The organism is Micromonospora sp. LOL_014 (assembly GCF_048060245.1).
Classification (GTDB): Bacteria; Actinomycetota; Actinomycetes; order Mycobacteriales; family Micromonosporaceae; genus Micromonospora_E.
Genome location: NZ_JBHMIP010000011.1, coordinates 1 through 26,121, shown reverse-complemented (window position 1 = coordinate 26,121; position 26,121 = coordinate 1). Strand labels below are relative to the sequence as shown.

Sequence of the window (26,121 nt, the reverse complement as noted above, 5' to 3'; positions counted from 1 at the left end):
GGGGTGATCTCGGCGGCAGACTCGGATGCGGCAAGCGGTGAACCAGCGGTGACGGTGACAGCGGACCGGCCGGTCCGTCCACCGGACGCCGGCCCGACGGGCCCCCACCCGGGCGGCGCCGGGGCATCGGGGCCGTCGGGGCCGACCGGCGGGGTCGGGCTGCCGGCCGTGGTCCGCCGCCGGCTGGCACCGCTGGACAACTGGCTGGAGCCGTGGTCCTGGCTGGCCACCGCCGTGGTGGTGACCATCGCCGGCGTACTGCGGCTGGTCAACCTGAGCCACCCGCCGGGCCTGATCTTCGACGAGCTCTACTACGCCAACGAGGCCAACGAGCTGCGCCAGTACGGCTTCGAGTGGGACGAGACCAACAACACCCCGGCGTACGTGGTGCATCCGCCGCTCGGCAAGTGGATCATCTCGCTCGGCGTCCGCTTGTTCGACTTCACCGAGTTCGGCTGGCGGATCTCGGCGGCAGTGGTCGGCATCCTGATGGTGCTGATCATCACCCGGACGGCTCGGCGGTTGTTCCGCTCCACGGTCCTCGGCTGCACGGCCGGGCTGCTGCTCGCCCTGGACGGCTTCCATCTGGTGCTGTCCCGGACCGCCCTGCTCGACATCTTCCTCGCGTTCTTCGTGCTCGCTGCCTTCGCCGCGCTGGTCGTCGACCGGGACTGGAGTCGGCGGCGGTGGCTGCGGGCGGTCGACGCCGGGCTCGACCCGACTCTGCCGGGCCGGGCCGGCCGACCGCCGTTCGCCGTACCGTGGTGGCGGCTGATCGCGGCCCTGCTGCTCGGCTGCGGTCTCGCCGTCAAGTGGAGCGCGCTGTGGTTCATCCCGGTGTTCGGCCTGCTGGTGATCTGGTGGGAGGCCGGTGCCCGCCGGTCCGCCGGGGTCCGCCGGCCGTGGCTGGACGCGGTGCTCGGCGAGATCGGCTGGCTGGTCCTCGGCGGGGTGCTGATCCTCGGCACCTACCTCGCCAGCTGGTCGGGCTGGCTGGCGACCGACGGCGGCTACCTGCGGCACTGGCGGGCGGACAACGGCATGTCCGAGGCGCCGGTCATCGGCGCCCTGCAGAACCTCTGGCACTACCACACCCAGGCGTACGGCTTCCACAGCACATTGGAGACGGAGCACCGCTACCAGTCGTGGCCGTGGCAGTGGCTGCTGCTGGGCCGCCCGGTCGCCTTCCACTGGACCGACCAGACCGCCTGCGGAGCACCCAGCTGCGCCGAGGAGGTACTGCTGCTCGGCACTCCGCTGCTGTGGTGGTCGTTCCTGCCGGCCCTGGCTGCGCTGGTCTGGCTCGGTATCGCCCGGCGGGACTGGCGGGCCGGTGCGATCCTCGCCGGAGTGACCGCCGGGCTGCTGCCGTGGTTCTACTACGCCACCGAGGGCCGGACGATGTTCTCCTTCTACACCGCGCCGGCGCTGCCGTTCCTGATCCTCGCGGTGACCTATGTGCTCGGCGCGATCGTCACACCGTCGGGTGGGACGGCGGTCGCCGATCCGGCCGGCAACGACCGGCGGTTGGTCGGCGCGGTGGTCGCCGGCACCTACGTTCTGCTGGTCGCCGTCTGCTTCGCGTACTTCTACCCGATCTTCGTCGGTGAGCCGCTGCCGTACGAGGACTGGTCGGCGCGGATGTGGCTCGGCGGGCGCTGGATCTGACCATCGCGCCGGCTGCTCCCGGCCCGCTGCCCGTCCGGTGGTCGACGACCGCCGGACGGGTGCCGTCAGCCGATCATGGACGCTCCCGGCCCAAGTCTCCACTGTGATCAGTAGCGTCGGCTGAGACAGCAGGTGGGCGAGGGTGCCGGAGAGTGTTGAAAGACAAAAGAAGCGCGCCCCGATCGCCTGCCACGGGGGAAGCGGGCGATAGGGGCGCGCATGAAAAGCTTAACCAGGTCGACCCCTGCCGCACAACGGGCCAGGCAAGGCTAGTTTGCGGTTCAGCACGGAACGGAACAACCACCAAAAGCGACATCCACTGTCATAGTCAGCGAAAGCGGCGGCGGAGACTGCGTCGGTTCTGCCCCGGCGCGCTGCGGTCGATCCGGCGAAGCGCCAGCTCCGAGTCACGGCGACGCTGATCAGCCAGATCACTGAAGGTCAGCACCAGGCCGCGTACCCCCGGCACCCGCCGCAGATCCCGGCACCGCACCTCGAGCAGCACATGGCTGCCGTCCGGCCGGCGCAGCACCCACTGGTCACCCACCGCCGAACCGTCGTCCCGGTCACCGGCCGCGCCGAGGGTCCGGGACACCTGCGCCTGATCGGCGGGGTGCACCAGGTCCCGCCAGTCGGCGAGGACCGCCGGCTCGAGGCCGAACAACCGGCTGCACGGCGGACTCGCGTACCGGATCCGGTCATCCGCTCCGACGATCACCACCGCGTCGCCGGCGGTGCCCGCGACCAGATTGAGGTAGCGGTCCCGGTCCCGCCGGGCGGCCTCCTCGGTCGCGGCGATCCGGTGCAGGGCCAGCGCCGCCTGAGCGACGACCACCTCGATCGCGTCCTGACAGGCGGCCAACACCCCGCCCGCCGCCCCGACCAGCAGCGCGGTACCGGTCCCGGCGGACGGGGCCGGCGCGGCCAGGCCGGCCACCAGGGCGGCCGGTGCCGGGGTGAGCCGGTCAGCCAGGTCGGGATGCAACAGCCGGGTCGGCATGATCCGGGTACGCCGCCGCGCCGCGTCCACCGGCAACGGGTCGCCGACGACGACCTGTGGCTGCCAGTCGGCCACCGACTCCGGGTCGGGCGGCTCGCCGCCGGCCCCCGCCACCGGGCGACGCACGGCGAACAGGATCTGATGATCAGTCCCGGCCGGCAGCAGCTCACCGACCGACCGGCGGACCATCTCGGCCACCTGCGCGGTCGTGGTGGCCGACAGCAGCCGCATCCCGGCGCTGCGCAGTGACCGTTCCCGGTGCACCGCGGCCCGGTGCCCGGTCACCGAATCGACCACCCGGGCCACCGCGAGCAACATGGTGAGACCGGCCGCCGCAGCGGTGACCAGCCCGTCGGGCAGCTCGGCCGGCTCTGCGGCGAACGCCTGGATCACCAGCAGGAACGGCACGGTCAGACAGGTGATCGTCAACAGACCGACCCGCATCGCGACGATGTCGTCCGGGCCCGGATCGGACCGGGTGGCCAGCCGGGCCATGTTCGGATGCAGGGCGGCGACCCCCCAACTGACGTAGAAGACGTACCAGCCGAGTTCGGCCGGGTGCCCCGGCTGCCAGCCGCCGTTGAGTTCGGCGGTCGCGTACCAGACGTCGGCGGCGAACATGCTGGTCGCGCCGACGGCCAGCCCGATCACCGTCGGATCCCGCCAGGCGGCGGCCGCCAGCCGCAGCATCACCACGACGACCAGCACCCCACCGAGGCCCTGTACGGCCAGCAGTGCCTTCTCCGTCGCCGGCAGAGCCACATCGGTGACCGCCGGGCCGACCACCAGGGTCCAGGTGACCAGGCCGGTCATCACGACCAGCACCAGCGTGTCCAGCAGAGCGGACCGGTCCCGCGACGCCGCCGTGATCCGGGTCAGGCTGAGCACCCCGGCGGCGAGCAGACCGAAAGTCGCCAGGTAGGCGAGGTCGGCGATCAGCGACAGAACGTCGCCGGTGGCGCCCACCGTACGCCGCGACAGCTCGTAGTGGACATCGCCGACCGCCAACGCCCCGGCACCGCCGGCCAGCAGCAGCCAGGGAAGCCGACGAGGCGGCCGGTGCCGGTGGATTCCCCAACCGACCGCGGTCACGCTGACGACGCCGATCGCCCCCCACCAGGCGGCGGCGACAGCCGGGGCCCCGAAGACCGCCGCGCCGAGGACAGCCTGCACCGCGAGGTAACCGGTCAGGACGCGCCGTGGCACCGGGACTCCTCCAACAAACTGGCCGGCCGCCCGGACCGCGGACCGCACCGACCCCCGGCTACAGCATGAGGGCCGGCGCGGGCCGGCACAACATCGGCCCGGGCAGCAGTACGCGGAACACGGCACCACCGCCCGGCCGGTCGTACAGCTCGATCCGGCCGGCGTGACCGGCCACGATCGCCGCGACGATCGCCAGCCCGAGGCCGGAGCCGCCGCCCCGCCCCCGGGTGCGGCTGGGATCCACCCGGTACAGCCGCTCGAAGACCCGCCCGGCGTGCGCCGCCGGCACGCCGGGACCGGTGTCGGTCACCTCGATCACCGCCAGCGGTGCGTCCGCCGGCAGGTCCCGCCCGACCGCCGCGAGCGGTCGGTCCGACACGGCACCGCCAGCGCCGGCCGGCAGATACCCCACCCGTACGGTGATCTCGGCCGTCGGCGGGGTGTGCTGCAGCGCGTTCGCCACCAGGTTGGCTGCCACCTGGCGCAGCGCCGGCTCGTCCCCCGGCACCGAGACCGGCTGCAGTTCGGGTGCGACCGGCTGCAGTTCGGGTGCGGTGGAGCCGACCGGTCCGGCCGGTGCCATCCGGACCCGACGATCGGGGGCCCGTGCGGACGCGTCGCGGATCGTGTCGGCGGCGACCGCGAGCAGATCCACCGGTCGACGCACCGGCTCCCGACGCTGGTCGAGCCGGGCCAGCAGCAGCAGGTCCTCCACCAGCAGCCCCATCCGGGCCGCCTCCGCCTCGATCCGGCGCATCGCCTCGTCGAGTTCCGGGCCGGGCGTCGCCCCGCCCCGCCGGTACAGTTCGGCGAATCCCCGGATCGAGGTGAGCGGGGTGCGCAGTTCGTGCGACGCGTCCGCGACGAACTGCCGGAGTCGCTGCTCCGAGGCGGTCCGGGCGGCAACCTCGGACCCGATCCGGTCGAGCATCGAGTTCAGCGCGCCGCCGAGCCGGCCGACCTCGGTGTGCGGGTCGGCGTCGAGGACCCGCCGGGCCAGGCTGCCGCCGGTGATCTCGGCGGCGATGCGTTCCATCCGGGTCAGCGGGCGCAGCCCGAGCCGGACCGTCGCGGCGGCGACCATACCGAGCAGGACCAGGATCAGCAGCACCACCGCGACGTCGATCATGAGCAGCGTGTCGGCGGTCGCGTCGACCTGGCGCAGCGAGACGCCGACCACCGCGAGCCCGCCGTCGGCACGCGGCACCGCGAGCACCCGCCAGGACCCGTCACCGTCGACGGCGGGCACTGTGTAGGAACGCCGGGCAGCGGCCCGCTCGACCAGCGCCGGATAGTCGTCCACCTCCGGCAGGGCGGCATCCGGGTCGGAGGAGAACTGCTGGGTGAGGGTCCCGTCGGCGGCGTACAGCAGGACCGACTGGGCCGGTTGCAAAGAGGCACCGGGGAACAGGCGGGGTCGGTGACCGTCCGGGTCGAGGGCGGGCGACGCGGACCCCGCGTACGGTCGGCTCATCAGCCGCAACTGCTCGTCGAGCCGGTCGGTCAGGCTCTGCCGCAGCAGCACCAACCCGGCCGTGTTGGCCAGCAGCAGGGCGACGGCGGTGAGGACCGCGGTGGCCAGCACCAGCCGGGACCGCAGCGTCCAGTGCGACCACCGCCGCACGGTGATCCGGGAGCGGAACCGGTTCAGGTGCCGCATCAGGCGCCGCCCGACCGGGGTAGTCGCAGCGTGTAGCCGACCCCCCGGACGGTGTGGATCAGCGCCGGCTCATGCTGGTCGATCTTCTTACGCAGGTAGTAGACGTACGACTCGACGATCCGGCCGTCGCCGTCGAAGTCGTAGTTCCACACCCGGTCCAGGATCTGGCTCTTGCTGACCACCCGGCCGGCGTTGACCAGCAGATACCGCAGCAGGTTGAACTCGGTCGGCGACAGGTCCACACGCTGGCCGGCCCGGCGTACCTCGTGGGCGTCCTCGTCCAGCTCCAGGTCGGCGTAGCGCAGCACCCGGTCGGTCGGCTCGGGCTCGTCGGCGACGCCGCTACGCCGCAGGATCGCCCGGATCCGCAGCACCACCTCTTCCAGGCTGAAGGGCTTGGCGACGTAGTCGTCGGCTCCGACGGTCAGCCCGGCGATCCGGTCCTGCACGGCGTCCCGCGCGGTCAGGAACAGCACAGGGACATGCCGGCGGCCGCCCCGGCGCATCGTCCGGGCCACCTCGAAGCCGTCAAGATCCGGCATCATCACGTCGAGGACAACCAGATCCGGCTCGAACTCCTCGATCGCCACCAGAGCGGCTCGGCCACCGTCGACCACCCGGACGTCGAACCGAATCAGCCGCAACGTGGCGGCGAGCAGGGCACAGATGTTCGGCTCGTCGTCGACGACCAGGATCCGGGGAGCCCGGTCCGGTCCGGCGTCGGCTGCCTGGCCGATCTCGGCGGATGAGGTCATCCGCCATGCATACCGGCGGAGTCTCGGAGCCGGCTGGGAGCCGGCTGTGGGGTGGCCGAGCAGCGGCCACCTTTCCGACATCTGCCGTCCGCTGTGAGTTCGCAGTCCGTTCCGAGGTTGTTTTGATCTGCGCGGTGTTTCCTCACCTTCACACCGAATCCGCCCTACCTGAAGGTGAGGACCTGCCCATGCGACCCGATTCGGCACCGCCGACGGCCACTGGCCACGGCACGGACGACCGGGCCGGCCACGCGCTGCGGGGCGTCACCCGGCTGCACGCGTTCAACCGGTACGAGATCAAGTACCTGGTCGACAACGCGGCGGTACCCGCCCTGCGTGACCAGCTCGCCCGCCGGCTCGACCGGGACAGCCATGCGGGGACCACCGGGTACGGGGTGTGGAGCCTCTACTACGACACCGACGACCTGCGCTTCTACTGGGAGAAGATCGAAGGGCTGCGGTTCCGCCGCAAACTGCGGATCCGGCACTACGGCGACCGGACCGGCATCGACGACGACACCACCGTCCACGTCGAGATCAAGCAGCGGGTCAACCGGGTCACCCAGAAACGGCGGATCGCGCTGCCGTACCGACTGGCCCGTCAACTCTGCGACGGCCGCGCCATGATCGACCACGCCGAGCCGCAGCGGGGCTTCGTGCAGGAGGTCCTCGGCCTGGTCAGCGGTCTGGACCTGCGCCCGGTGGCGATCACCGGCTACCACCGGCAGGCGTTCGTCGGCACCGGTGCCGATCTCGGCCTGCGGGTCACCCTGGACACCCGGGTCCGGGGTCGGGACCGTGACCTGCACCTGGGCGTCGACGCCGAAAACCGGTTCATCGTCCCGCCGTGGCGTTCGATCATGGAGGTGAAGGCGAACGAACGGGTCCCGTACTGGCTGACCGACCTCGCCGCGCAGGCCAACCTGTCGGTCGTGCGGGTCAGCAAGTACTGCCAGTGCGTCGAGGCGTTCGGGCGGGCCCCGCGGTCGGTGTTCCACCTGCCGGCCGACGCGCCACCGGCGGAGCCGGACCGGCCGGCCGGCGAGCTGCTGCCCGTCGGCGCGAGCGGCGGGCGGGCCTGACATGGACATCACCTTCCAGGACCTGTCCAGCACGTTCAGCCTCGGCGACATCGCCGCGTCGCTGGCGCTTTCCTTCGTGCTCAGCGCGATCATCGGCTGGGTCTACCGGGCCACCCACCGCAACGTGTCGTACAGCCAGTCGTACGTTCAGACACTGATCATCCTCGGCATGCTGATCTCGTTGATCATGCTGGTCGTCGGCTCCAACATCGCCCGGGCCTTCGCCCTGGTCGGCGCGCTGTCCGTGGTCCGGTTCCGCAACGCGATCAAGGAGACCCGCGACGTCGGCTTCATCTTCCTGGTGATGGGCGTCGGCATGGCCTGCGGCACCCGGTTCTACCTGCTCGCGGTGATCGCCACGGTCGCGATCTGCCTGATCATCGGGGTGATGTACCGCTTCAACTGGTTCGCGCTCAACGTGCAACGCCAGGTGGTGAAGGTGCAGGTGCCACCGGACCGCGACCACACGCACGCCGTACAGGACGTGCTGCTGCGGCTGACCACCGAGTTCGAGCTGGTCAGCATCGAGTCCATCCGGGGCGGAGCGCTGACCGAGCTGATGTACACGGTCAGGTTGAACAAGGGCAGCGAGCCGGGTGAACTGATCGCCAGTCTGAGCGAGCTGACCGGCGGCCAGCGGGTCACCGTGCTCACCGGCTACGACCAGACGGACCTCTGATGCGCGGTACGCCGTCCGCCCCGAATCCACCGGCCGGGCCGCCGGTCGCTGCGCCGAAGCGTCGGTTACGGCACCGGATCCCGCTGCGGATCCGGCACAACTACCGGCTGCTGGCCAGCTGCGCCGTATTCCTGCTGGTGGTCACGGTCGCGCTGGGCAGCACCCGGATCCGGCCGTACGTCACCAGCGCGGCGAACGCCGCGACGGACGTGGTGACGGTCGACATCGCCGGCACCGTCGACCTGTTCGACTCGACGGTGGCACACGAGATCTCCCTGGTCTTCCGCGACGACGACTACCAACGGATGCTCGACGCCTACTTCGACGACGGCGAGAAGGAGTACGTCGAGGCGGACCTGGTGATCGACTCGACCACGATCCCGAGCGTGGGAATCCGGCTCAAAGGCAACTCCACCCTGTCCGGTCTGACCCGCGACGGTGAAACCGCGCAACGCGGCGGGGCCGCCCCCGACGGCGGCCGGTTCGACGGTGGCCAGCGACCCGACGGCGGCCAGCGACCCGACGGTGGGCAGGGACAGCGGCAGGGCGCAGGCGGGCCGGGCGGCGGCATGGGCCGGGCCGGGCTGGCCGCTGAGGAGCCGGAAACCCTGCCCTGGCTGATCAGCTTCGACACGTTTGTCGAGGGACGGCGCTACCAGGGACTGCAGGAGATCGCAGTGCGGGTCGGCGGAATGGGCGGCGGCAGCGCCGTGGCCAACGAGGCCCTCGCCCTGTCGCTGCTGGCCACCGCCGGTATGGCCACCCAGCGGTACGCGTACAGCGCGTTCACGGTCAACGACCGGCCGACCACCGCCCGCCTCGTGGTGGAACACCCCGACGAGCACTACGCCGCCGGGCTGGGCGACAGTGGCGTGCTCTACAAGTCGTTGGCCGGCGGTTCGTTCACCTACCAGGGCGAGGATCCGGTCGAGTACCAGGACGACTTCAAGCAGATCAACCTCACCGGAAGCCAGGACCTACAGCCGGTGATCAACCTGACCCGCTGGGTGTCCGAGGCGTCCGACGACGAGTTCGACGACGAGCTGGCCGATCACGTCGACGTCGAGTCGTTCGCCCGCTACGTCGCCGCCCAGAACCTGCTGCTCAACTTCGACGACATGGCCGGTCCCGGCCGCAACTACTACCTTTGGTATGACCTGGCCACCCGGAAGTTCACGGTGGTCAGCTGGGACCACAACCTGACGTTCAGTGGCGACGCCAACCTCGGGCCGCAGGACGCGGTGACCATGGGCGGTGGCCGGTTCGGTGGTGGCGACGGCGGGGCCACGCCGCAGAACGGCACGGCACCACGGGACAGGTTCGAGCCACCCGACGGATTCCAGCCACCCGACAGGGCCGGCTCCGGGGCGGCGCCGCAGGGCGGCGGTCCCGGCCGGTCGACAGGGCACCCGCTCAAGGAACGGTTCCTGGCCAGCGACGCGTTCACCGAGGTGTACGAGGCCGCGTACCGCGATCTCTATCAGCGGATGTTCGCCAGCGGCGCGGCGACGGCCGCGCTGGACGACCTGGCCGCCGTCCTGGCAACCGTCGACGGTCAGAACGGCTCGGTGGTCGCGACCGAGCTGGAACAGCTGCGGACCACGGTTGAGCAACGGACGGAAGGCCTGCGCGATCAGGTGTGAGTGCTGAACCTCCGCTCCCAGCGGACCGCCCACCGGTGCACGGTCACGGCCCGTTCAGGTTGGTCGCGGCCGGGCAAATAGAATGGCCCGGAATCAACCGCCGCCGGCCGGTACCCGACGTACCGTCCGTCACCGACCTTGGGAGCAATTCGTGCTGACGATGCAGGACGCGCTGGCCCGCCTCGCGGCGTACTGGGCCGAGCAGGGTTGCCTGACGGTCCAGCCGATGAACACCGAGGTCGGCGCCGGCACGCTCAACCCGGCCACGTTCCTGCGGGTGCTCGGTCCTGAGCCGTGGCGGGTCGCCTACGTCGAGCCGTCGGTGCGCCCGGACGACGCCCGGTACGGCGAGAACCCGAACCGGATCCAGACCCACACCCAGTTCCAGGTGATCCTCAAGCCGGAGCCGGGCGACGCGCAGGAGCTCTACCTCGGCAGCCTGGCCGCGCTCGGCATCGACGTGGCCGCGCACGACGTCCGGTTCGTCGAGGACAACTGGGCCTCACCGGCGCTCGGCGCCTGGGGTCTGGGCTGGGAGGTCTGGCTGGACGGGCTGGAGATCACCCAGTTCACCTACTTCCAGCAGGCCGGTGGGATCAACCTCGAGGTGCCGTCGGTGGAGATCACCTACGGCATCGAGCGGATCATGATGGCGTTGCAGGGGGTCCGGCACTTCAAGGAGATCGCGTACGCGCCGGGCATCTCCTACGGCGAGATCTTCGGCCCCGGCGAGTACGAGATGTCTCGCTACTACCTCGACGACGCCGACGTCACCACCAACCGGCAGCTGCTCGACCTGTACGCCGCCGAGGCGCAGCGGATGATCGACGCCGGGCTGCCGGTCCCGGCGCACAGCTTCGTGCTCAAGTGCTCGCAGGCGTTCAACGTACTGGACGCGCGGGGCGCGGTCTCCACCGCCGAGCGGGCGACGGAGTTCGCCCGGATGCGCCGGCTGGCCGGCGAGGTGGCGCAGCTGTGGGTGCGCCGCCGCGACGAGCTGGGCCACCCACTCGGCGTGGTGCCGCCGGCACCGGCCGGGCAGGCCGACGGGGCAGCCGTGCCGTCCGGTGAGTCGGCCCCGGCCCGGCAGCTGGTCTTCGAGATCGGCACCGAGGAGTTGCCGCCGTCGGAGGTCCGCTCGGCCCGCCAGCAGGTCGCCAAGCTGGTCGCCGACCGGCTGGCCGCCACCCGGCTGGCGCACGGCGACGTCCGGGTGCTGGCCACCCCGCGCCGGCTGGTCGCCGTCGTCGACGCGGTCGCCGCCCGCGAGCCCGACCACACCCGCACGGTACGCGGCCCGAAGGTCGCCGCCGGGTTCCGCCCGGACGGCACGCCCACCCCGGCTGCGGCGGGCTTCGCCCGTTCCCAGGGGGCCGAGGTGGCCGACCTGGCCCGGGTGGAAATCGGCGGCGTACCGCATCTGGCGGTGCTGCGCGACGAGCCCGGCCGCACCGCGACGGAGGTCCTCACCGAGGTGCTCGCCGGGGTGGTGACCGGCCTGCGCTCGGCGAAGAACATGCGATGGCGGGATCCGCAGCTGGCGTTCACCCGTCCGGTCCGGTGGCTGCTGGCGCTCTGGGGTGACGTGGTGGTGCCGGTCGAGGTGTCCACGCTGGCCGCCGGCCGGACCACCCGGGTGCACCGGACCGCCGCGACGTCGACCGTCGAGGTGGCCGACGCGGAGAGCTACCTGGCGACGGTCCGTGACGCCGGCATCGTGGTGGACCCAGAGGAACGCCGGGCGATCGTCACCGCCGCCGCCGGTGAGCTGGCCGCTGGCGTAGGCGGTCAGGTCGACCTGGCCGCCGAAGCCGGTCTGCTCACCCAGGTGGTGGACCTGATCGAGCAGCCCACGCCGCTGCTCGGCGGGTTCGAGGAACGCTACCTGGAGCTACCTGAGGCGGTGCTGGCCACCGTGATGCGCAAGCACCAGCGGTACCTGCCGGTGCGTGGTGCGGACAGTGCCCTGTTGCCGCACTTCGTGGCGGTCGCCAACGGCGCGATCGACACCGATCTGGTACGGGCCGGCAACGAGGCGGTGCTGCGGGCCCGGTACGAGGACGCGGCGTTCTTCTACCGCGCGGACCGGGCGACCCCGCTGGCCGAGCTGCGGTCCCGACTGAACCGGTTGACCTTCACCGACAAGCTGGGGTCGATGGCGGACCGGGCCGACCGGATCGCCGGGCTGGCCGGCGACCTGGCCGAGATGATCGCACTGTCCGATGCCGACCGGGCGACCTTGGACCGCGCGGCCGAGCTGGTCAAGTTCGACCTCGGCTCGCAGATGGTCACCGAGATGACCAGTCTCGCCGGGGTGATGGCCCGTGACTACGCCGAGCACGCCGGGGAGCCGGCGGCGGTCGCGCAGGCGGTGTTCGAGGCCGAGCTGCCGCGCAGCACCGGTGACCAGCTGCCGCAGTCGCTGCCGGGGGCGCTGCTGTCGCTGGCCGACCGGCTGGATCTGGTGACCGGGCTGGCTGCCACGGTCGGCATGCCGACCGGCAGCAGCGACCCGTTCGCGATCCGGCGGGCGGTGCTGGGGCTGTTGGCGGTGCACCGGAGTCAGCCAGGGCTGGCCGGGGTCTCGCTGGCCGCCGGGCTCGCGGCTGCCGCCCGGCGGCAGCCGGTGCCGGTCGACGATCCGGTGCTGGCCGAGATCGTCGAGTTCCTGACCCGCCGGGTGGAGCAACTGCTGACCGAGGAGGGCCAGCCGGTGGACCGGGTCCGCGCGGTGCTGGCGCACGCCGACCGGCCGCAGCTGGTCGACCGGCTGCTGAGCCAGCTGGACCGGCTGCTGGCCGACGAGCAGTTCCGGGCACTCGCCGAGGCGCTGCAGCGGGCCCGGCGGATCGTCCCGGCCGACGTGCCCGCCGAGTACGACCCGGCGCTACTCACCGAGCCGGCCGAGGTGCGGCTCCACGAGGTGGTCAAGCAGGTGCGGGCCGACCTGGACCACAGCACGGACCTCGACCGGTTCACCAGGATCGCCGGGCAGCTGACCGCGCCGGTGAACGCCTTCTTCGACGACGTCTTCGTGATGGCCGAGGATCCGCAGCTGCGTCAGGCCCGGCTGGGTCTGCTCGCCACGGTCGCGGCGCTCGCCGCCGACGTGCTGGACTGGCCACAGCTACGGATGTGACTCGGGGGCGGGGTCCGCCGGCCGTGCTACCGTCTGTCAGTCCACACTCGGTGTCGACGAGGAAGGCGGGGGCCGGCCATCACGTCTCCGGGAGCCTGCGACACGCACCCGTCCGCCGGTGCCGTTACGGCCGCGCCGCACGGTTGGGTGGACGGGCCTGCCGGGCCGGTCCGCAACGTACCGAATCTGATCACCACGGTCCGGACCGTGGTCGCCGTCGGCCTGGCCGTGCTGGCCGTCGTCGGCGGCAGCGCGGTGCTCACCGGTGTCGCGATCGCCTGCTACTGGATCGGTGACATGGCGGACGGTCTGGCCGCCCGGCGGCTACGGCAGGAGACCCGGTTCGGCGCCGTCTATGACATCGTCTGCGACCGGATCTGTTGCCTGGCGGTCGCCGCCGCGCTGATTCCGCTGCTGCCGTCGATGGGCGTACCGCTGGGCATCTTCGTCGTGCAGTTCGTCGTGGTGGACCTGGTGTTGAGCCTGAGTTTCCTGCGGTGGCCGTTGCTGAGCCCGAACTACTTCCATCTTGTGCACACCCAGGTGTACCGGTTCAACTGGTCGCCGGTGGCGAAGGCGTTGAACACCGGCGGCCTGGTGCTGCTGGTGGTGCTGGCACCGTCGCCGGTGCTTCCGGTGGCTTTCACCTTGGCGATCGCCGCGGTGAAGCTCGCTTCGCTCGTCGTGGTGGCCCGGATCCCGCTCGCTGTCGACCTTCCGGGTCTGCGCGCCGCCTCCTCGTGATCGCGGTTCTGCTGGCCACCGTCGCGGTGGGTGCGTTGTCGGCGGTGTCGCCGGTGACTCCGATCGAGCCGTACCTGATCGCGTTGACCGCCACCACGTCCCATCAGCCGGTCGCGTTGGGCGTCGCTGCGGCGCTCGGTCAGACCGCCGCCAAGCTCGCCATGTTCCTGGCGTCGCGGGGGGTGATCCGGTCGCCGTGGCTACGCCGGTGGCTGGACAAGCGGACCGCGCCGAAGGCGGCGGCCACGGCCAGCGCGGTAGCGGCCGACGGCACGACGACGGCGGACCCGACGACGGCGGACGGCAGGTCGCGGGTCCAATGGTTCCGCCGGATCGGTCCGGCGATCGGCGACCGGCTGCCGCAGGGGCTGCGCAGCAGGTTGTCCGGCTGGGCGGGCTGGGTGGCCCGGGAGCACCGCCGACTGTACGAGCCGGCGTTCGTCATCCCGACCCTGTTCGCGAGCAGCGTGATCGGCGTGCCTCCGCTACTGGTCACGACGGTGGTGGCCGGTGGCACCCGGATGCCGGCCAGCGTGTTCACAGTGGTCTGCTTCATCGGCAGATCGATCCGATTCGTCGCACTTGCGATGGTTCCCAGCTGGTTCACCGGCTGAGCGTTTATCAAACCGTTACACGCATAGCACTTGCCGGAAACAGAGCCGGCAGTCCCTAATTTGTCCAACGGCTTAACAAAATCTCGGTGACCGCGTCGTGGCAGCGCGTTCACCGGGCCAGACGGGACGGCCATCGGCGGGTCGGCCCACCCGACAGTGTGTTCACCAGGACTAGGAGACCACGTGTCCCGAACCCGCCGACGCCACCTTGAACGTGGCCCGCTAACCGCTGCAATACTTTCGCTCTCCATGTTGTCTACCGCCCTGCTCGGTGCCCCCGCCGCGCAGGCCGCACCGGGCACCCCGGGCACCCCTGGCAACCCGGTCGATCCGGCCCCCGCCGTGCAGGCCGGCACGGGCGATTTCGAGACGGCCGCCGACGAGCCGTACTCGGTGCTCGTCTTCTCCAAGACCGCCGGCTTCCGGCACGGCTCCATCCCGGCTGGCATCGCCGCGATCGAGCAGCTCGGTGCCGACAACGGCTTCACCGTCGACACCACCGAGGACGGCGCCGACTTCACCGACGCCAACCTGGCCAACTACCGGGCGGTCATCTGGCTGTCCACCACCGGCGACGTCCTCGACACCGCCCAGCAGGCCGCCTTCGAGCGCTACGTCCAGGCCGGTGGCGGGTACGTCGGAATCCACGCCGCCTCCGACACCGAGTACAGCTGGCCCTGGTACGGCGAACTGGTCGGTGCCTACTTCTCCGGCCACCCGGCCAACCAGAACGCCGTGGTGAAGGTCGAGGACCCGGCCCACCCGTCCACCGACGGACTGCCCGCCGAGTGGGTCCGCTACGACGAGTGGTACAACTTCCAGACCAACCCGCGCGGCGACGTGCACGTACTGGCCAGCCTGGACGAGACCAGCTACACCCCCGGTGCCGGCGCGATGGGCGCCGACCACCCGATCGCCTGGTGCAGCGACTACGACGGCGGCCGGGCCTGGTACACCGGCGGCGGCCACACCAACGAGTCGTTCGCCGAACCGGAGTTCCTCGACCACCTGCTCGGCGGCATCCAGACCGCCGCCGGGGTCGTCGACTCCGACTGCGGCGCCTCGCTGACCGAGAGCTTCGAGAAGATCACCCTGGACAACAACACCAGCAACCCGATGGAGCTGGACATCGCCCCGGACGGGCGGGTGTTCTACATCGAGCGGGACGGCCGGGTGCAGATCGTCAAGCCGGACACCGGCAACACGGTCACCGCGATCGACCTCGACGTATTCACCGGCAACGAGGACGGCCTGATCGGTATCCGGCTCGACCCGGACTTCGCCGACAACGGCTGGGTGTACCTCTACTACGCCCCCAACGACGGCGTGGCCCGCAACCTGCTGTCCCGGTTCACGGTGGTCGGGGACAGCATCGACCCGGCCAGCGAAAAGGCCGTGCTGCAGGTCGACACCCAGCGCAACACCTGCTGTCACGCCGGCGGCACCATGACCTTCGACAGCCAGGGCAACCTCTACCTGGCCACCGGGGACAACACCAATCCGTTCGAGTCCAGCGCCTACACTCCGATCGACGAGCGGACCGGACGGCAGGACTACGACGCGCAGCGTACCTCTGGCAACACCAACGACCTGCGCGGCAAGGTGATCCGGATCCACCCGGAGGACGACGGGACGTACAGCATCCCGGAGGGCAACCTGTTCGCGCCGGGCACCGCGCAGACCCGCCCGGAAATCTACGCGATGGGTTTCCGCAACCCGTTCCGAATCGGCGTGGACCCGGCCACCGACACGCTGTATGTGGCGGACTACGGCCCGGACGCCAACTCGGACAACCCCGACCGGGGTCCCCGGGGCCTGGTCGAATGGAACATCGTCGACACCCCCGGCAACTACGGCTGGCCGTACTGCACCGGGACGAACGAGGCGTACAACGACTATCAGTTCCCGTCCGGCCCCAGCGGCGCGAAGTTCGACTGCTCGGCACCGGTCAACGACTCCCCCAACAACACCGGCCTGACCGAGTTGCCGCCGGTGATCCCCGCCACCGTCGACTACGGCTACAGCGGTGACCCGCGCTACCCCGAAATCGGTGGCGGCGGTGCGCCAATGGGTGGACCGGTCTACCGCTACGACACCGAGCTGGCCTCGGACCGCAAGTGGCCGGCGTACTACGACGGCAAGGCGCTGCTGGGCGAGTGGAACCAGTCGAAGATGTACACCATGCAGGTGTCCACTGGCGGCACCGAGCTGGTGGACATCAACCAGCTGCTGACCGGGATGAGCTTCATCCGCCCGATGGACTTCGAGTTCGGCCCCGACGGCGCCCTGTACCTGATCGAATGGGGCAGCGGCTTCGGCGGTAACAACGACGACTCGGGGGTCTACCGGATCGACTACATCGCCGGTAGCCGGGCACCAATCGCGGAGGCCAGCGCCACCCCGACCTCCGGCCAGGCACCGCTTACCGTGCAGTTCTCCAGCGCGGGCTCGCGCGACCCGGACGGGGGCACGCTGACCTACGCCTGGGCGTTCGGTGACGGCGGGACCTCCGCCGAGGCCAACCCGACCCACACCTACACCGAGGCCGGCAACTACACCGCGCAGTTGACGGTGACCAACCCCAACGAGCGCACGGCGGTTGCCAACGTGCCGGTGACAGTCGGTAACACCGCACCGACGGTGACCATCGACTTCCCGCCGGCCGGCGGCTTCTTCAACTGGGGCGACCAGGTCGAGTACACGATCACCGTGACCGACCCGGAGGACGGCGAGATCGACTGTGACCGGGTGGAGCTGCAGGTGCTGCTCGGCCACGACGAGCACGCCCACCCGTTGGAGCAGCACACCGGCTGCTCCGGCACAGTGCAGACCCAGCTCGCCGCCGGCCATGGCGCCGAGGCGAACGTCTTCGGCGTGTTCGAGGCCACCTACACCGACGACGGCGGTGTCGGCGGTGCCGCACCACTGACCGGCCGGGCGATCGAGCTGCTGCAGCCCAAGCGCAAGCAGGCCGAGTACTTCAGCTCGACCGGACGGGTGGACGGCGCCACCGGCGACGACGACCCGGGCGTACGGATCGAGACCACCAGCGACCCGGCCGGTGGCGGCGAGAACATCGGCTTCATCGAGGACGGCGACTGGTGGTCGGTCGACCCGGCCAACCTGACCAACGTCGACTCGATCCGGTTCCGGGTCGCGTCGGCGACGGCCGGCGGCCGGATCGAGGTCCGCGCTGACGCCGTCGACGGTCCGGTGGTCGCCTCCGCTGACATCGCGGGTACCGGCGGCTGGCAGACCTGGACCGACGTGACCGCGCCAGTCACCGGCGGCGCCGACGCGGCGGTGCTGTACTTCGTCGCCCGGGATCCGGGTGGCGGTGCCGATTCGCTGTTCAACGTCAACTGGATGGACTTCCTCGGCCGCGGCGTCACCGAGAACGCGCCGCCGCAGGTCAGCGTCGCCGCGACGCCGACGTCCGGCACCGCGCCGCTCACCGTGGCGTTTGACGGCACGGCCAACGACGCCGAGGGCGACACCCCGTTGACGTACGCCTGGGACTTCGGTGACGGCGGTACCGCTGACACCCTGGACGCCAGCCACACCTACACCGCACCGGGCACCTTCGTCGCCACCCTGGTGGTGACCGACGCCCGGGGCGCGACCGCATCGGCGTACACGTCGGTGCGGGTCGAGGCGCCGAACACGTCCTGCTTCGGGGCGCGGTCGGACGACTTCCTCGGCGACGAACTGGACCGTGACCGGTGGACGGTGGTCCGGGAGAGCCAGGTGTACTCGCTGGCCGACGGCGCGCTGCTGTTGCCGACCGGCGTCGGTGACCTGTACGGCGGCCGCAACGACGCCACCAACCTGGTCCTGCAGCCCGCGCCGGACGGTGCCTGGCAGGCCACCACCAAGGTCACGTTGCCGGTGACCGCCAACTACCAGCAGGCTGGTCTGCTGGTCTACGGCGACGACGACAACTACGCCAAGCTGGATCTGCTGTTCAACGGCAGTCGCCGGGTGGAGTTCATCCGGGAGACTGCCGGCACCCCGCGCAACGAGGGTGCCGACGCCACCGACGCGCCCACAGGTGACACCCTCTATCTGCGGGTGACCAGCGACGGGACGAACCTGACGGCGGCCATGTCGGCCGACGGTCAGACCTTCACCCCGGTCGGCCGGTCGGCGGCGCTGGCTGGCATCGAGAACCCGCAGTTCGGCGTGTTCGCGCTCAACGGTGGGACCGAGGCTCCGGTGGTCGACGCCGCCTTCGACTGGTTCCAGGTGACGCCGGATGAGCCGGCCGGGCCGGTCGAGCCGTCCGACGAGTTCGACGGCAACGCGCTGGACAAGTGCCGGTGGGACGCCATCGTGCGGGAGGACTCGGCCGCCTACCGGGTAGTCGACGGGTCGTTGTTCATCGACGTGCCCAACGGCGACATCTACACCGGCGACAACACCGGGCCGACGAACTTCATCCTGCAGACCGCGCCGGAGGGCGACTGGACGATCGAGACGAAGATCGACGGCAGCCTGCTGAACGAGCAGTACCAGCAGGCCGGTCTGCTGGTGTACGCCGATGACGACAACTACCTGAAGTTGGACTTCGTCACCGACAACTCGCCCGGTTCGGCAGTCAGCCGGCGGATCGAGTTCCGTAGCGAGATCGACGCGGTGATCCAGAACCCGCAGCCGGGGGCCACCGGTTTGACCTCGGGTGTGTGGTACCTGCGGGTGTCCCGTGCCGGTGACGTCTTCACCGCCGCTTACTCGGCGGACGGCACCGACTGGACAGAGTTCGAGTCGCTGACCAGCGCGGTCGTCGGGGCCACCCCGAAGATCGGTGTATTCACCCTCAGCGGCAACCAGACGGAGTCGAAGACCGCGTCGTTCGACTACTTCCGGTTGACCACGGAGGTTTCGGAGGAGGACACCACGGCGCCGGTGACCGAGGCCGAGGTCGTCGGGACCGGCGAGCCGGCTGGTCCGGTCGAGGGCTGGTACCCGGGGCCGGTCGCGGTCACCCTGACCGCCACCGACGAAGACGGTGGCAGCGGGGTGGCGGGTACCGAGTACTCGCTCGACGACGAGACCGGGTGGACGGCGTACACCGAGCCGGTAGCGGTGAGTGGGGACGGTAGCCACGAGCTGCGGTTCCGGTCCACCGACGCCGCCGGCAACGTGGAGCAGACCCAGTCGGTCACCTTCCAGATCGACGCCACGGCGCCGGTCAGCTCGGCGGAGTTCGCCCCGGCGAACGACAACGGCTGGCACGACGGCACCATCCCGGTGGTGCTCTCCTCCACCGACGACGGTTCCGGGGTCGAGCTGCTGGAGTGGTCGCTCGACGGCGGTGACTGGACGCCGTACGACGAGCCGGTCGAGGTGACCGGCGACGGTGACCACGAGCTGCTCTACCGGGCCACCGACCTCGCCGGCAACGTCGAGGCGCTGAAGTCGGCCGTGGTGAAGATCGACGGCAGCAAGCCGACCCTGCTGATCTCCGGGCTGGCCGACGGCCAGCTGTACGGCGACAGCCAGGACGTACGGGTGTCGTGGCAGGCGGTCGACCCGACCTCCGGCATCGACACCGTCGTCGGCACGCTGGACGGGCAGCCGTACGCGAACGACACCCTGCAGGTGATGTACGACCTGCCGCTCGGCCTGCACGAGCTGACCGTGACCGCGACCGACAAGGCGGGCAACGACACCACCTCGACGGTCCGGTTCTTCGTCACCACGTCGTTCCGGGACATGCAGAACCTGATCGACAGGTTCAAGTCGACCGGACGGTTGTCCAAGAAGGCGGACCGCAAGCTGTCCAACAAGCTGGACGCGGTCCGGCTGTCGGAGGCGGCTGGCAAGGACAAGCGAGCGATTCAGCAGCTGACCGCGTTCAAGGCCCTCGCCGCCGACCCGGATCTGGTCACCGACGCCGACGTTCGGGACACCCTGGTCCGTGACGCCGACGCCATGATCGAACGGCTCGGTGGCACGGCGAGCTCGGCCGGGGTGCAGGCGAACGGCGGAAAGCCGGTCACCGGTGCCGGTCGGCTGGCGGAGGACCCCACCCGGATCGACCCCGACCAGCAACTCTGATCCGCGGTGGCCCCGCCCGGTCCTCGGTGCCGGGCGGGGCCAGCGTCCTATCAACGGGTCACCGACCCGTCTACGAGACAGGAAGGAAGACACCATGCGTCGTACGCGTGGATCGGCCGCCGTTCTGTTCGGCCTGTTGCTGGCGGTGCTACCGGTAGCCGGTCCCGCGCAGGCGCACAACGGCAAACTTGACCTGGAGGTGGCCGGCGACGGCGCCACCGGGGTGACCGTGCAGGCCTTCCATGAGGACGGGCACCGGCTCGACCTTCCGGTCCGGCTGGTGCTGACCGCCACCGCCGACGGTGGGCGGTCGGTCGGCCCGCTGCAGCTCGAACCGGCCGGTGAAGGGCAGGGCTTCTACGCCAGCGGCCCGGTGCTCAGCCCGGGTGACTGGCAGGTGACAGTGAGCGCTCCGGCGCCGTACGACAGTGCGACGACGGCCGATGTACAGGCGGTGGAGGGTCAGGCGCCGCCGGTCGCCGATCTGGCCGCCGCAGCCGTCGAGGACGAATCCGGCGGTACGGCCGGAGCCGGTTGGTGGCGTTGGGCATGGCCGATCGGCCTCGCCGCCCTGGCGGTGGCCGCTCTGGCCGTGGCCGTCCGCCGGCCACGATCCAGACAGCCCTGATCACGATGGGGCCCAGGGCACAGACGGCGACGGGGCCAGCCGGGTTCGGCTGGCCCCGTCGCCGTCTGGTCAGGTGCCGTGTTCTTCACCCGACTCTGGACATTGCTACACTGTGGAGATTACGGTCTGGATTGGACGAGTTGACCAACTCAGGCTGGAGGGCCGGTGCGCCAACCCACGGTTCGGTACCACAATGCGATCATGGACAGCGCCCGATGGGAGGGGTTCCCCTTCCGCGACGGCGACATCGTGATCTCGACACCCGCCAAATGCGGCACGACGTGGACCCAGACGATCTGCGCTCTGTTGATCTTCCAGACACCGGAGCTGCCCCGCCCGCTGGACGACATCACCATCTGGCCGGACATGAAGACGCGCAGCCAGGCCGACGTGCTCGCGTTCTACGAGGCGCAGCAGCACCGACGCATCATCAAGACCCACACCCCGTTCGACGGTCTGCCGATCCACGACGGGGTCACCTACATCGCCGTCGGCCGGGACCCGCGGGACGTCGCCCTGTCCTGGGATGCACATTTCCGCAACACCGACTACGACGTGGTCCTGAAGCTGCGCGACGAGGCGGTCGGCAACGACGACCTGACCGGCGAGCTCACCGACGACGCGCCACCGCAGCTGGAGTCCGAGTACGACCGGTTCTGGGCCTGGATGGAACACCCCGACGTGCAGATCGGCCTGCCGTCGATGCTGCACCACATGTCGGGTTTCTGGGCGGAGCGTGAGCGGTCAAACGTCCTGCTGCTGCACTACGACGAGCTGAAGTCCGACCTTGAGGGCCAGATGCGGGCAATCGCCAAACGGCTCGACATCGAGGTGCCCGAACAGCGCTGGCCGGAGCTGGTGCAGGCAGCCACCTTCGATTCCATGCGCAACCGCGCCAAGGAGTTCGCCCCCGTCCTGGCGATGTGGCGGGACCCGAAGCAATTTTTCAACCGGGGCGCCACCGGTCAGTGGCGTGACCTGCTCGACGACGACGACCTGCGGCGCTACGAGGAGCAGGTCGCCAAGCTCGCCGTACCGGAGCTGGTCGACTGGCTGCACCGCGGCCCGATCACCGCCACCGCGACGACAGCGGGCCGCTGAGTGACCCACCGTTGACCCGGGGCCGCAGAACCGGCGGCGGCCTCGTCATGATCACGTGAGCGCCATGGACCTCAAGACCGTGCGGTGAGGTCCATGGCGCTCACCTGATTTTGGGAGGCACCGGCCGGCGCTACCGGTGGCCCGATCGCGGCATGTTACGGCTTGACGAGCGAGATTGCTCGCCCACAGCCTATGTCCAAGAGCGATGGCACCTGCGGCTCACCGGGCGAGCCCGCCTCGTCGGACCCTGCACCAGGTGTGCCGCCAGGGCAAGCGGTACATCTGGGTTCTCGCCTACCAGTGGGGCGGCCCCGCCTTCTCCTACCGCACCTCCACCAACCCGGCCGACGTCAACAGCTGGTCCGCCCACCAGCCCCCCTTCACCGGCAGCATCAGCAACTCCGGCACCGGACCCATCGACCAGGCACTCATCGGCGACGACCAGAACAGGTACCTCTTCTTCGCCAGCGACAACGGCCGCATATACCGCGCCAGCATGCCCATCGGCAACTTCCATCACGACCGACACCACCAACAACCTCTTCGAAGGCGTCCGGGTCTACAAACTCCAAGGCCAGGCGCCACCTGGACCCAACACCACACCATGACACGCCGGGCCCGCCCACGCCGGTGGGTCGTGATCAAGACGGCTCAGCCGACCTGGTGTCGGCGTGTCGAGTCGATAGGGCGTAGTGGATCAACCCTCACGGCAGCCGTCCCCCGGGATCAGCCACCGGGGCAGCTACGGCCACCGCTGGTCGGGATGCACTGCGTGACCTGCGGCGCTGGCTCGTTGCCGGTCGGCGTCCAACCGATCAGCGGCGTCGTGGCCGCCTGCCCGGCTATCGCGACAGCACAGTAGATCAGCGCCGCCCCCACCAGAGCCCCGACGAAGTGGCGAATCCAGTACCGGTCGCGGATGAGCCAGGCGAGCAACATCCCCGCCGCCGGGAGCACCAGGTTGAGCACCAGGGCCGTGGTCAGGATGGTGTCGGTGGTCGCGCCGAACGCCTGTGCCTGTGCACGGGTGTCGAGATAGGGCGACGACGTACGTCGAATCAGCCCGACGATGAGCAGGAACGGCACGCCGTAGAGCCAACCGAGGAGCAACACGCCGAGTCCGATGCGCTTCACGGGGCACCCTGCCAGACCGCGACGACTACCGCCACGACAGCGACGCTGCCCAGCACCGGAAGAGTGCCGACGACGATCGGAGAAGGGATCAGGCGGGCCAGCAGACCGGTGACCGCCAGTGTGCAGACCAGCAGGCCGAGGAGGACCGGACTGCCGACGAGCAGCAGCAGATCTATCCCTCCTGCGGTGTCAGGCAGCTGAACATCACCGAGCAGTCGGTGCGCAGCGCAGCCGGTATCCCTGACTGCCCGACGAGAACCGCAGTGATCACTGTGACGTACCAGCCGAGCGCGACGAGCAGGCTGCGCCCGTACGGTGCCCGACGCGGGGCATCATCGACATCCATGTACGACAATCTGCCACGAGCCTCACGGCGGGTACATCCGTCTTCGTACCCATTCGGCGGGTCGGCGGGTCGGTGCCTCATGCCCGACCGCCACCGCGACAATGACCCGATGAGCCTGGATGTCCGCAGCGACGACGGCTGTCGGTTGTGGGCCGAACAGTCGGGCACCGGACCGCCGCTGGTGCTCTGTCACGGCGGTCCGGGTCTGTGGGACTACTTCGACCCGCTCGCCCGGCTCCTCGAAGATCACGCTCGCATCATCCGGTGGGACCAACGCGGCTGCGGGCGATCGCAGCGGCGTGGGCCGTACCGCATCGCCCGCTTCGTCGCCGACCTCGACGCGGTACGCGACCAGCTGGCCGGGCCGCGCATGGCCCTGCTCGGCCACTCCTGGGGGCCCACCTGACGTTGCGGTACGCCATCGCGTACCCCGAGCGGGTCAGTCAGCTGATCTACGTGTCCGGGACCGGCATCGACCCTGGGCGGGACTGGCATCCGCACTACGAACGGAATCTGCGGCTCCGGCTCGGGGATCGTCTGGCCCGGTGGGAGACTCTGGGCGCCCGCTCCCGTACCCCCGCCGAGGAACGTGAGTGGGCGGTCCTGCAGTGGTCGGCCGACTTCGCCGACCAGGACACCGCGCTCAGTCACGCCCAACGCATGGCCGAACCATGGTTGGGCATCAGCTACGACTGCAGCCGGGCCATCAACGCCGAGGTCAAGCGGGAACTCGCCAAGACCGAGATAGCCGTACGCTGCCGGGCGCTCGATCTACCAGTGTTGATCATCGACGGCGCCGAGGACATCCGCCCTCGCTGGGCTGTGGACTCGCTGCACCGGACGCTGCCCAACAGTCAGCGCGTGATCCTCACCGGGTCCGCCCACCTGCCGTGGGTAGAGCGTCCGGACGACTTCCGCCTAGCGGTAACGACCTCCCTGACAGGGCAAAGGCCGCAGTCACCTGTCGTCCGGGAGTAGCCGGAACGCTGGATGCGGAGTCAGCGGTCGCAGCGCTCGAAAGTCCCGCCGATCCAAGGCCAACAGGGTGTCGGTCTGGTAGCGGGCGGCCAGCGCGACATTGACTGCGCTGACGAGCAGCGTCCAGCCTTCGTACGTCGGCTACGAGGACGCGATCCTCGTCGTCAAGCGGAGGCTGCGTCGTCAGGACGGCGTGGACTCCCGACGGTACGCGCTCGGGGTGTAGCCGAGCACCGTCCGGAACTCGTTGGCCAGGTGGGCCTGGTCGGCGTACCCGAGTTGGGCCGCCAGACCCGCCAGGTCGGTGGCCGGATCGGTCCGCAGCAGCTGCGCCGCCTCCTGCAACCGCCGTCGGCGGATCATCATCGACGGCGGCAGGCCGACGTGGCGGCGGGCCAGCCGCTGCACCGTACGGGCCGACACGTGCAGTCGGGCGGCGACGTCCTCGACCCGCAGCACCGTGTGGTCGGTGTCGACGAGCTCCGCCAAGGTGTTGGCCAGCAGCGCCTCCGGACCGGGCGGCCCGACCGTGGCGCTCAGCCAGTCGGCGAACGCCGCCACCGCACCAGCGTGCCGCTGCGGAGCGTCAACGGCACCAGTCATCGCGTCGACCACCGGCGGCCGAAGATCGGGCAGGTCCAGCCGGCGGGAGGCATCCCGCAGCGCCGCCGGCTCCGGGGTGAAGTGCGGCACCGCCGCCGGGCGCAGCAGCGCCCCGACCGCCCAGCCGGTGCCGGTCAGGTCCCGGTACGAGACCTGGGTCGTCGGACCGGCCAGCTCCACGCCGTCTGGGCCGACCACCAGATTGCAGGCCGGGAACGACAGGATCTGCTGCCGGGAGGTACGGCCCGGCGCGATCCGCCACTCGGGGATCCAGAACCAGCGGACCAGCGACGCGACCTGCTCCGGCGGCGGCAGCCGGGCGAAGGTCGGCAGCCGGGACGGGTACAGGATGCCGCGCTGCGCCGAGTCCACGGCTGCCAGGCTACGGCCTGCGGCACCGACGGCTGTCGGCTGTCGCGAATCTTCAAGTCACCACACCCGCACGCTGCCTAGGGTCGGGACATGTCCGACACTTTCCCGGCCGCCGACGGCCGATACACCACCAACGGTACGCCGCACGGCGTCACCAGCCTCACTCCGTTCCTGGCCCTTCCGGACGCACGCGGCGCTATCGCCTTCTACCGGGACGTGTTCGGCGCCCGAGTGGTCGACGTGACCGAGATGGGCGGCGCCGTGGTGCACGCGGTGCTCGACTTCGGCAACGGCCAACTGCAGCTCGGCGAGCCGTCCCCGGCGTACGGGCTGGTTGCCCCACCGGCTGGCGACGAGGACTGCTACTCGATTGGCCGGTACTGCCCGGACGTCGACGCCACGCTCACCCGCGCGGTAGCGGCCGGCGCAACGGTGCGGGAGCCGGCGACAATTTTCGTCTCCGGTGACCGGTTCGCCAGCATCCGCGACCCGTACGGGTTGCGCTGGTCGATCATGACCCGGGTCGAGGACCTCTCCGAGTCCGAAAGCGCCCGCCGGGTCGCCGAATGGGCCGCCCAGCAGGGCTGACATCCGCCTGCGGTAGAGCTGAGGAGTGCCCTGTTACCTTACTGATCGTCCCCACAGGGGACTGCTCGGTCGCCCGGCTCGGTATGACTGACTGCCCCTGTCGTGCGCATGATCCGGGGGG

Annotated in this window: 19 protein-coding genes and 1 pseudogene; 14 read left to right on the top strand and 6 right to left on the bottom strand. The window is 70.5% G+C overall.

Annotated elements, in window-relative coordinates; genetic code table 11:
• Positions 1-3 precede the first annotated feature (3 nt).
• Positions 4-1,668, top strand: coding sequence for a dolichyl-phosphate-mannose--protein mannosyltransferase (locus ACFHW1_RS11810; protein WP_416556889.1), 1,665 nt, complete (start codon positions 4-6; stop codon positions 1,666-1,668).
• Between the two features lie 328 nt (positions 1,669-1,996).
• Here the strand turns inward: ACFHW1_RS11810 and ACFHW1_RS11805 are convergent, their stop codons facing one another.
• From ACFHW1_RS11805 to ACFHW1_RS11795, 3 genes are read right to left on the bottom strand one after another with little or no spacing between them, the layout of a single operon-like run.
• Positions 1,997-3,874: a PAS domain-containing protein gene (locus tag ACFHW1_RS11805; protein WP_416556888.1), complete on the bottom strand. Its 1,878-nt coding sequence runs from the start codon at positions 3,872-3,874 to the stop codon at positions 1,997-1,999.
• Positions 3,875-3,932: 58 nt separating this feature from the next.
• Positions 3,933-5,525, bottom strand: a complete 1,593-nt coding sequence (locus ACFHW1_RS11800) for an ATP-binding protein (protein WP_416556919.1) — start codon at positions 5,523-5,525, stop codon at positions 3,933-3,935.
• 8 nt (positions 5,526-5,533) lie between these two features.
• A complete protein-coding gene (locus ACFHW1_RS11795; RefSeq protein ID WP_416556887.1) occupies positions 5,534-6,289 on the bottom strand; it encodes a response regulator transcription factor in 756 nt (251 codons plus the stop codon).
• A gap of 188 nt (positions 6,290-6,477) precedes the next feature.
• Between ACFHW1_RS11795 and ACFHW1_RS11790 the strand changes: the two genes are divergently transcribed.
• The 10 genes and pseudogenes from ACFHW1_RS11790 to ACFHW1_RS11745 form a co-directional block, all read left to right on the top strand.
• Positions 6,478-7,371 (top strand): polyphosphate polymerase domain-containing protein, encoded by an 894-nt coding sequence (locus ACFHW1_RS11790; RefSeq protein WP_416556886.1) that lies wholly within the window; start codon positions 6,478-6,480, stop codon positions 7,369-7,371.
• 1 nt (position 7,372) lies between these two features.
• On the top strand, positions 7,373-8,050 hold the full coding sequence (locus ACFHW1_RS11785; RefSeq protein ID WP_416556885.1) for a DUF4956 domain-containing protein: 678 nt from the start codon (positions 7,373-7,375) through the stop codon (positions 8,048-8,050).
• Positions 8,050-9,693: a CotH kinase family protein gene (locus ACFHW1_RS11780; RefSeq protein WP_416556884.1), complete on the top strand. Its 1,644-nt coding sequence runs from the start codon at positions 8,050-8,052 to the stop codon at positions 9,691-9,693. Before ACFHW1_RS11785 ends, ACFHW1_RS11780 begins: the two co-directional genes overlap by 1 nt.
• 160 nt (positions 9,694-9,853) lie before the next feature.
• Complete coding sequence (locus ACFHW1_RS11775; protein WP_416556918.1) at positions 9,854-12,832, top strand: glycine--tRNA ligase; 2,979 nt, start codon at positions 9,854-9,856, stop codon at positions 12,830-12,832.
• A 147-nt stretch (positions 12,833-12,979) separates the two neighbouring features.
• The gene (locus tag ACFHW1_RS11770; protein ID WP_416556883.1) at positions 12,980-13,576 is read left to right on the top strand and encodes a CDP-alcohol phosphatidyltransferase family protein; all 597 of its coding nucleotides are present in this window, start codon (positions 12,980-12,982) and stop codon (positions 13,574-13,576) included.
• Complete coding sequence (locus ACFHW1_RS11765; RefSeq protein WP_416556882.1) at positions 13,573-14,190, top strand: hypothetical protein; 618 nt, start codon at positions 13,573-13,575, stop codon at positions 14,188-14,190. Before ACFHW1_RS11770 ends, ACFHW1_RS11765 begins: the two co-directional genes overlap by 4 nt.
• A 249-nt stretch (positions 14,191-14,439) precedes the next feature.
• Positions 14,440-20,250, top strand: coding sequence for a ThuA domain-containing protein (locus ACFHW1_RS11760; RefSeq protein WP_416615392.1), 5,811 nt, complete (start codon positions 14,440-14,442; stop codon positions 20,248-20,250).
• 94 nt (positions 20,251-20,344) lie between these two features.
• On the top strand, positions 20,345-20,878 hold the full coding sequence (locus ACFHW1_RS11755; RefSeq protein WP_416615391.1) for a hypothetical protein: 534 nt from the start codon (positions 20,345-20,347) through the stop codon (positions 20,876-20,878).
• Between the two features lie 201 nt (positions 20,879-21,079).
• Positions 21,080-21,979 carry a sulfotransferase domain-containing protein gene (locus ACFHW1_RS11750; RefSeq protein WP_416556879.1) on the top strand — a complete coding sequence of 300 codons (900 nt, stop codon included), beginning with the start codon at positions 21,080-21,082 and terminating at the stop codon, positions 21,977-21,979.
• 274 nt (positions 21,980-22,253) lie between these two features.
• Positions 22,254-22,557, top strand: a pseudogene (locus ACFHW1_RS11745) (non-reducing end alpha-L-arabinofuranosidase family hydrolase); the annotation flags it as partial.
• 148 nt (positions 22,558-22,705) lie between these two features.
• Here ACFHW1_RS11745 and ACFHW1_RS11740 read toward each other — a convergent pair.
• A complete protein-coding gene (locus ACFHW1_RS11740) occupies positions 22,706-23,113 on the bottom strand; it encodes a hypothetical protein (protein WP_416556878.1) in 408 nt (135 codons plus the stop codon).
• A gap of 172 nt (positions 23,114-23,285) precedes the next feature.
• Positions 23,286-23,459: a hypothetical protein gene (locus ACFHW1_RS11735; RefSeq protein ID WP_416615390.1), complete on the bottom strand. Its 174-nt coding sequence runs from the start codon at positions 23,457-23,459 to the stop codon at positions 23,286-23,288.
• Positions 23,460-23,568: 109 nt separating this feature from the next.
• Between ACFHW1_RS11735 and ACFHW1_RS11730 the strand changes: the two genes are divergently transcribed.
• The gene (locus ACFHW1_RS11730; protein ID WP_416615389.1) at positions 23,569-23,865 is read left to right on the top strand and encodes an alpha/beta fold hydrolase; all 297 of its coding nucleotides are present in this window, start codon (positions 23,569-23,571) and stop codon (positions 23,863-23,865) included.
• Positions 23,866-23,867: 2 nt separating this feature from the next.
• On the top strand, positions 23,868-24,437 hold the full coding sequence (locus ACFHW1_RS11725; RefSeq protein ID WP_416615388.1) for an alpha/beta hydrolase: 570 nt from the start codon (positions 23,868-23,870) through the stop codon (positions 24,435-24,437).
• 183 nt (positions 24,438-24,620) lie between these two features.
• Here the strand turns inward: ACFHW1_RS11725 and ACFHW1_RS11720 are convergent, their stop codons facing one another.
• Positions 24,621-25,355: a helix-turn-helix domain-containing protein gene (locus ACFHW1_RS11720; RefSeq protein WP_416569010.1), complete on the bottom strand. Its 735-nt coding sequence runs from the start codon at positions 25,353-25,355 to the stop codon at positions 24,621-24,623.
• A gap of 147 nt (positions 25,356-25,502) precedes the next feature.
• Here ACFHW1_RS11720 and ACFHW1_RS11715 point away from each other — a divergent pair, with 147 nt between their 5' ends.
• Positions 25,503-26,000 (top strand): VOC family protein, encoded by a 498-nt coding sequence (locus ACFHW1_RS11715; RefSeq protein ID WP_416615387.1) that lies wholly within the window; start codon positions 25,503-25,505, stop codon positions 25,998-26,000.
• The last annotated feature ends 121 nt before the right edge of the window (positions 26,001-26,121 follow it).